The following is a 7648-nucleotide window of genomic DNA, read 5'->3' as shown; positions in this document are numbered from 1 at the left end:
CGTAGTTCTGGTCGTACCCGGGCTGCTGGCCGTAGCCCTGCTGCTGGTCGTACCCCGGCTGTTGCTGCTGCTGGTAGCCGCCCTGGTCGTACTGGCCGCCGTGCCGTCCCTGGTCGTATCCGGGGTTGTTGCTCATCGAATCGGCTCCTGATTCTGCAGGTGGTCGCTGGGGTACAAGGTTCTGGGGAACTGCGTCCGGGTCCACGGTGCCGCGGGCCCGGAACTGGCCGGTGTGCAGACCAGGTGACTGTTCGAAATGGACGACCACGTCACCATAAGTCTGCCAGCCGTTGTCGTGGATGTATTCGTCGAGGTGCTTCGAGAAGGCACGGATCGCGAGTTCGCGGTCCGCCTCGAAGGTCTCCTGGTCGGTGGGGGAGACGGCGATGACGTACTTATTGGGTACCAGGTACGCCCCGTCTCCCAGTGTCTGCAGCTGATCCTCAGCCTCGCGCTGGAGTGCGGCCTCCACTTCCTGGGGGACCACCTTGCCGCCGAACACGCGGGCGAAGCCGTCACCGACGGCCCCCTCGAGCTTGCGCTCGAACCGTTGCAGGATTCCCATGGATCGACTTCCCCCTTCCTCAGCGTGTCGAGATGCATGTCCTGACCAATGATGATAGCCGCGATCGAGGCACGACGAGGTCAGCGTAACCCCATTCGTCTCAACTGTCCCTTTGGTAGCACGTACGACGGTGCCCGGGCAAGGTCCGAGCCCCAGGTCGCAGTCCGATTTCGTCCTGCGCAGCGGATCGTGTTAATCTTCTCCGGTCGCTCGGGCGAGTGGCGGAATGGCAGACGCGCTGGCTTCAGGTGCCAGTGTCCTTAGGGACGTGGGGGTTCAAGTCCCCCTTCGCCCACCACGAGCAGTTCTACGAACTGCCACGAAGCTGGTCATGAACTCGAAAGAGTTTGTGACCAGCTTTTTCGTTGATAGGGCAGCCCCGCGCTAGATGCGTCTGCGATCGCGGTCACGAGAACGACCTCTCCAGCATCGGGGATCAACAGTACGAACCCGGAGAGCGCCACGCCCCCACCTGCCCTGAGCGGAGTCGGAAGCACCCCGGTGAACCCGAGCGCGGCACGAGTCTGAATCCGACGGTCACGTTTGGCCGGACTCGAGCGGCAATCGCACCTACCCGGGCGACGACGTCGGCCCCTGCGGTCTTGGACGGTACCGCGCAGCAGTCCCCCTCTTCCGGGTGCTCGCGAGTGTGGTCCGCGTAGTCTGCGGGCCGGGTCTCGGCCTGCTGCCCATCGTCGGGCGCATCGTCGCTCCGTCCTTCGACACGCCCAGCGCGATGCGGCGAATCACCCCCGCGGCCGGCGGTAGTGACCGCCGGCCGCGTCGAGGGCACTACTGCATGCTGACCTCGATGTCGAGCGCCACCTTGGCCGGTGTCGTGTGCGAGCCCGAGCCGTCGTCGATCGCCATCTCGACCCACTCGATGTCGCCGGTGAACGCGCCGCGTGGGGTGGCGTAACCGGAGAGGACGACGCCGCTTCCGATGTCGCAGCCCACATCCGTCGAGCCCATGTAGTGGAACGGCACTGTCTTGGCGATGCGTGCCTCGCCGACGGTGGCATCGTCGACGGTGAGGGTGGCCGTTCCACCCTTGCCGAACTCGGGTCCGTCGTCGATCGCGAAATCGAATCGGACGACATGCTGGCCGGGCGTGAGTGCGGTGGTGGCGACGACGTCGTAGATCTCGGCACCCAGGTAGTTGTACGTGTACGCGCGCCTGCCGTCGACGACGTGCAGGGACCAACCGGAGAACCGCGACCCCTGCGCGAGGATGACCCCGGTGGCGGTGTCGGGCACCGTGATCGACGCGGTTATCTGATGCGACTTGTTCTTGATGTTGGGCACGGCGCTGGTGGCGAGCCGGGTCATGCCAGGGAAGAGCCGCACGCTGGTTCGCCCGCCCAGTAGGTCGGGTCGGCCTGCGACGGCGGGGTTGAACCGCTCCGAGCGCCGATCGTCGAGCGGGAGGACGTGGTTTCGTTCGGCCTCGACCAGGAACAACTGCTGCAGCTCGGCGAGCTTCTCGGGCATCTCGGCCGCGAGATCGTGTGCCTGGCTCCAATCATCGGGGGCGTAGAGTTCCCACGTGTCGTCCGTCAGCGGGGGGATGTAGGTCAGGTCCCACGGCGTCACGTGCTTGGTGCAGGCCGACCAGCCGTCGTGGTAGATGCCGCGGTTACCGAACATCTCGAAGTACTGCGTGACCACACGTTCCGGGGCGTCCGCCCCGCGGAGGTTGTCGGCGAAGCTGGTGCCGTCGACGCGCTGCTGGGTGACGCCGTTGACGGTCCGCGGGTTGGGAAGACCGGCGAGTTCGAGAATCGTGGGGAAGACGTCGATCACGTGCTGCCACTGATCCCGCACCTGCCCCGCGTCGCCGATTCCGTTGGGCCAGTGGGCCACCATGCCGACGCGGGTACCGCCCCAATGCGATGCGACCTGCTTGGTCCACTGGTACGGCGCGTCCATCGCATGCGCCCAGGCGGCGGGGTAGTGGTTGTAGGCGGTGGGCCCGCCGATCTCGTCCAGCTTGGACAGGATGTGCTCGGTACTGTCGTGGACGCCGTTGAGCCCGGCGATCTCGTTGAAACAACCGTGGACGCCGCCCTCGCCAGAGGCTCCGTTGTCCCCGAGGATGTACAGGAAGACCGTGTCGTCGAGCGCGTCGAGTTCCTCGAGGGCGTGCACGTAGCGGCCGACCTCGTGGTCGGTGTGCTCGGCGAACCCGGCGAACGCCTCCATCAGGCGGGCGGCAACGGTCCGCTCGTCGTCCGACAGGTCGGCCCAGGCGGGAACTCGTCGTGCCTGCGAGTCAGCTCGCAGTCCGGCGGGACGACGCCGAGCACCTTCTGCCGGGTGAGCATGCGCTCGCGCTCGACGTCCCAGCCGTGGTCGAACTTGCCGCGGTACTTATCGATCCACTCCTTGGGAGCGTGGTGTGGCGCATGAGTGGCACCGAACGACAGATAGAGGAAGAAGGGCTTATCGGGGGTCAGGACCCGCTGGGTGCGGGTCCATTCGATGGCCCTATCGGTGATGTCGGCGCTGAAGTGGTAGTCCGGGTCGTCGGGGGTGTCGACGGGGGTGGTGCCCTCGTGCAGCAGCGGCGCCCACTGGTCGGTGCCGCCACCCATGAGGCCGTAGAACTTCTCGAACCCGTCGCCGGTGGGCCAGCGGTCGAAGGGGCCCGACGGACTGATCTCCCAGTCCGGGTCTGGTGCATCTTGCCGAACGCGGCGGTGTTGTACCCGTTGCAACGCAATACCTCGGCGAGCGTGGCCGCGGTGTTCGGTCGGACAGCGGTGTATCCGGGGACCGATGTGGCGAGGTTCGCGATCGTGCCCATGTTCACCGCGTGATGATTGCGCCCTGTCAGCAGCGCCTGCCGGGTGGGGGAGCACAGCGCCGTGGTGTGGAAACGGCTGTATTTCAGGCCCGTCTGCGCGAGGCGGTCGGCGGTCGGCATCTCGCACGGCCCGCCGTAGGCCGACGACGTGCCGAAGCCCATGTCGTCGAGGAGCACGATCACCACGTTCGGGGCACCGGCCGGCGGCCGCAGCGGCCGCAACTGCGGGTAACTGGTTCCCCGTACGTCCAGCCTGTCGCTCGTCACCGGTTCCACATCCGGGATCGGTAGGTGTTCGCGGCCGACATCAATCATGGGAAACCTTTCGGCGTCTTCGGTTCTGCGGCCCGCCGGCCGGGCCTGCATCCGATCAGGTTGGCGGTGGATGCGGTTGGCCCGCTGCGAATCTCGGATCGCGGCGGGCAGCTGTCACCGGGTCTGACAGTAGCGCCGGTGCGCGGCGACCCGGAAGTGCATACACGGAATCCCGGGTATGCACGCCATCGATGCAGCTGGACGAGGCTTCCGGGCGTAGCGTGACGACCGTTCCGCTCAGCGGAACACTGCGCTGGATCGACACAGCACCGGGCCCGGACACTGGGAACATGCCGAGTTCCTCGCCCACCCACGACACCGACGCCGTCCGAGCCGCGGCCGACCGCCTGCGGGCCGCAGCGTCCGATCACGCACCGTGCGCGCCGGTCCGCGACCTCATCGGTGCGGACGACATCGCCCTCGCCTACGCCGTGCAGGACCGTCTGACCGACGACCGCTTGGCCTCCGGCGCGACGATCGTCGGCCGCAAGATCGGGCTCACCTCCCCGGCGGTCCAACGCCAGCTCGGCGTCGACCGCCCCGACTTCGGCGTCCTCTTCCACGACATGGACCTCACGGCGGCGGAGACGGTTCCGCTGGGTCGTCTCCTGCAGCCGAAGGCGGAGGCGGAGATCGCCTTCGTCCTCGGTGCGGACCTGGTCGACGGTCCGCTGGACGACGCGCAGGTGCGCGCCGCCGTCGACTACGCGTGCGCGGCGATCGAGATCGTGGACAGCCGGATCGCCCAGTGGGACATCACCTTCGGCGACACCGTGGCCGACAACGGATCGAGCGGGCTGTTCGTCCTCGGCGCGGAGCGCCGCACACTCGACGACTACGCCCCCGTCGACGCCACGATGACCATGGCCGTCGACGGCGCCGAGGCATCGTCGGGTACCGGCGCCGCATGCCTGGGCGATCCGCTCGCCGCGCTGGCCTGGCTCGCGCGCACCGCACGGGAGCACGGCCGCCCCCTGCTCGCGGGCCAGATCATCCTGTCCGGCGCGCTCGGCCCCATGGTCTCCGTGACCGGCCCGTGCACCGTGACCACCGAGGTCTCCGGGCTCGGATCCGTCACCGCGGTCTTCGCTTGAACACCCAGTCACGCACAACACAAGGAGCACACGTGAACTCTCCGTCCCGGCCGACCGTGAAGGTCGCCATCATCGGATCGGGCAACATCGGTACCGACCTGATGATCAAGGTCATCCGCAACTCCGAGGTCCTCGAGATGGGCGCCATGGTGGGCATCGATCCCGCGTCCGACGGCCTCGCGCGCGCCGCCCGGCTCGGCGTGCCGACGACGGCCGACGGCGTGCAGGGCCTGATCGATCTGGACGGCTTCGACGAGATCGGCATCGTCTTCGACGCGACCTCGGCGAAGGCCCATGTCGCGAACGCCGAACTGCTGCAACCGCTCGGCAAGCGGATGGTCGACCTGACTCCCGCCGCGATCGGCCCGTTCGTGGTGCCGGCGGTGAACCTCGGCGAGCACGGCGACGCCCCGAACGCGAACATGGTGACCTGCGGCGGACAGGCGACCATTCCGATCGTGGCCGCGGTCTCCCGGGTCGCGCCCGTGCCCTACGCGGAGATCGTGGCCTCGATCGCGTCGAAGTCCGCGGGTCCCGGTACCCGCGCCAACATCGACGAGTTCACCGAGACCACCTCGCACGCGATCGAGACGGTGGGCGGCGCGAAGCGCGGCAAGGCGATCATCATCATGAATCCCGCCGAGCCGCCGATGATCATGCGCGACACCGTCCTCTGCCTGGCCACGGCACCGGATGCCGCGACCCGGGACGCGATCAAGGAATCCGTGCACACCATGGTCGACTCGGTGTCGCAGTACGTCCCGGGGTACCGCCTCAAGCAGGAGGTGCAGATCGTCGAGATCCCCGCGGACCAGCCGGTGCACACCCTCCTGCCGGAGGGCGCCGAGAAGCCCACTCATCAGGTGACGGTGTTCCTCGAGGTCGAGGGCGCCGCGCACTACCTCCCCGCCTACGCGGGCAACCTCGACATCATGACCTCCGCCGCGCTGCGCTACGCCGAGAGCATCGCTGAGAACATCGTCGCCGGCGCACCGGCACAGTAAGGGACGAACCATGACCACAGATCTGACATCCGAGACCCGTCGCCTGTTCCTGCAGGACGTCACGCTGCGCGACGGCATGCACGCGGTCCGGCACCGCATCACGCCCGAGGACGTCGGCCGGATCGTCGCGGCCCTGGACGCGGCGGGAGTCGACGCGATCGAGGTCGCGCACGGCGACGGACTGGCCGGCGGCAGCCTCAACTACGGGCCCGGCAGCAACTCCGACTGGGAGTGGATCGAAGCGGCGGCGGCCAACATCAAGCACGCCCGCCTCACCACGCTGCTGCTCCCCGGCATCGGCACCATCACCGAGCTGGAGCGTGCCTACGAGCTCGGGGTGCGGTCCGTTCGGGTGGCCACCCACTGCACGGAGGCCGATGTCTCGGCCCAGCACATCGCGAAGGCGCGCGAGCTCGGCATGGACGTCTCCGGCTTCCTCATGATGTCGCACATGAACGAGCCCGCCGCGCTCGCGCAGCAGGCCAAGCTCATGGAGTCCTACGGTGCGCACTGCGTGTACGTCACGGACTCGGGCGGCCGGCTGACCATGGACGACGTCCGCAGCCGGGTCCGGGCCTACCGGGACGTCCTCGATCCCGGTACCGAGATCGGCATCCACGCGCACGAGAACCTCTCGCTGTCGGTCGCGAACTCGGTGGTGGCTGTGGAGGAGGGCGTGACCCGGGTGGACGCCTCACTCGCGGGACACGGTGCGGGCGCGGGCAACTGCCCCATCGAGCCCTTCGTCGCCGTCGCCGACCTGTACGGGTGGAAGCACAACGCCGACCTCTTCCAGCTGCAGGACGCCGCCGACGACATCGTCCGGCCCCTGCAGGACCGCCCCGTGCGGGTGGACCGGGAGACCCTGACCCTCGGCTACGGCGGCGTGTACTCGTCGTTCCTGCGGCATGCCGAGGCCGCCTCGGAGCGGTACGGGATCGATGCGCGCACCATCCTGCTGGAGGTCGGCCGACGGGGCCTCGTGGGCGGTCAGGAGGACATGATCGTCGACATCGCGCTCGACATCCTGGCCCGCCAGGAGGGCACCCCGGCCTGATCCGTGTCCGGCTTGTCACCGCCGCGTGTGCACAGTGTGCACACGCGGCGGCCTGCTCTCCGGCGACGTTCCCGCACGGTGGTGACTACCGGCCGGCGAGGACGGGCGGGCCCGGCCGTCGCGCGACTGGTCAGACGGGGACCGAGATCACCGGGAGGGGGAGGGCGACGATGCGGTCGGCATCGTCCTTCTCGATCCCCAGCATCACCAGGACGTGCCGCGCGTAGTCGTCGGAGGTGCGGGCATCGTCGAGATCGGGGTAGGCGTCGAGCAGCTGGACCAGCCCGAGTAGCGCGCCGCCGGACATCATCAGCGCCATCTCGGCGTCGGGCACGGTGAACCGACCCGTCTCGATTCCGCGTCGGAGGTCGGCGAGCGCGCGGGGACGCAGGCCGCGGTCGGTGATCAGTACGGACATGCCCTGGTGCAGTGTCACGCGCACCAGTTCGGGCAGGTGGCGCTGCATCCTGCCGAGCATGCGGAAGGTCGCCGCGAACACCTCGGCCGGGTCCTCGATGCCGTCGACGACCGCGTCGCGGAGCTCGCCCCATTCGTCGAGGACGCTGGCCACCGCCTCGGTGAACAGCTCCTCCTTGGTCTCGAAGTGGTTGTAGAAGCTGCCGAAACCCACCCCGGCCTCGTCGGTGATCTCCTGCACGCTCGCCGCGGTCCGCCCGTCGGCGAGTAGGCGCCGCGCCGCGCCGATCAGGGCGTTGCGGGTGCGGGCCCGGCGGGGATCCGGTCGGCGTGCGGGCGCGTCGGCCGTCTCGGTGGTCATTCGCGGTCTCCGTTCGACGAAGTTCTTGA

The 7648-nt window shown here is 68.5% G+C and carries 7 protein-coding genes, 1 tRNA gene and 1 pseudogene; 4 read left to right on the top strand and 5 right to left on the bottom strand.

Features of this window, described 5'->3' with window-relative positions:
• Positions 1–565, bottom strand: a 565-nt coding sequence (locus ABZX10_RS04500) for a DUF3662 domain-containing protein (protein ID WP_355534976.1), incomplete at its 3' end; no start/stop codon positions are given.
• A 212-nt stretch (positions 566–777) separates the two neighbouring features.
• Here ABZX10_RS04500 and ABZX10_RS04495 point away from each other — a divergent pair.
• Positions 778–863: transfer RNA gene (locus ABZX10_RS04495), tRNA-Leu, on the top strand.
• A gap of 494 nt (positions 864–1357) precedes the next feature.
• On the opposite strand, the gene ABZX10_RS04490 is transcribed toward ABZX10_RS04495, so the two are convergent.
• From ABZX10_RS04490 to ABZX10_RS04480, 3 genes and pseudogenes are all read right to left on the bottom strand, one after another.
• On the bottom strand, positions 1358–2767 hold the full coding sequence (locus tag ABZX10_RS04490) for a sulfatase-like hydrolase/transferase (protein WP_355534974.1): 1410 nt from the start codon (positions 2765–2767) through the stop codon (positions 1358–1360).
• Positions 2767–3282, bottom strand: coding sequence for a sulfatase-like hydrolase/transferase (locus ABZX10_RS04485; RefSeq protein WP_355534972.1), 516 nt, complete (start codon positions 3280–3282; stop codon positions 2767–2769). The genes ABZX10_RS04490 and ABZX10_RS04485 overlap by 1 nt, the downstream gene beginning before the upstream one ends.
• An 8-nt stretch (positions 3283–3290) precedes the next feature.
• Positions 3291–3533: pseudogene (locus ABZX10_RS04480) on the bottom strand (sulfatase-like hydrolase/transferase); the annotation flags it as partial.
• A gap of 443 nt (positions 3534–3976) precedes the next feature.
• Here ABZX10_RS04480 and ABZX10_RS04475 point away from each other — a divergent pair.
• From ABZX10_RS04475 to dmpG, 3 genes are read left to right on the top strand one after another with little or no spacing between them, the layout of a single operon-like run.
• Positions 3977–4780, top strand: a complete 804-nt coding sequence (locus ABZX10_RS04475; RefSeq protein WP_355534970.1) for a fumarylacetoacetate hydrolase family protein — start codon at positions 3977–3979, stop codon at positions 4778–4780.
• A 32-nt stretch (positions 4781–4812) separates the two neighbouring features.
• A complete protein-coding gene (locus tag ABZX10_RS04470) occupies positions 4813–5784 on the top strand; it encodes an acetaldehyde dehydrogenase (acetylating) (RefSeq protein WP_355534968.1) in 972 nt (323 codons plus the stop codon).
• Positions 5785–5794: 10 nt separating this feature from the next.
• A complete protein-coding gene (gene dmpG, locus ABZX10_RS04465) occupies positions 5795–6841 on the top strand; it encodes a 4-hydroxy-2-oxovalerate aldolase (protein WP_355534966.1) in 1047 nt (348 codons plus the stop codon).
• Between the two features lie 130 nt (positions 6842–6971).
• Here the strand turns inward: dmpG and ABZX10_RS04460 are convergent, their stop codons facing one another.
• Positions 6972–7619: a helix-turn-helix domain-containing protein gene (locus ABZX10_RS04460; RefSeq protein WP_355534964.1), complete on the bottom strand. Its 648-nt coding sequence runs from the start codon at positions 7617–7619 to the stop codon at positions 6972–6974.
• Positions 7620–7648: the final 29 nt, after the last annotated feature.

The organism is Tsukamurella sp. NPDC003166 (genome assembly GCF_040611135.1).
GTDB lineage: Bacteria > Actinomycetota > Actinomycetes > Mycobacteriales > Mycobacteriaceae > Tsukamurella.
The sequence above is the reverse complement of the archived record's forward strand: the minus strand, read 5'-3'. Positions and strand labels throughout refer to the sequence as shown.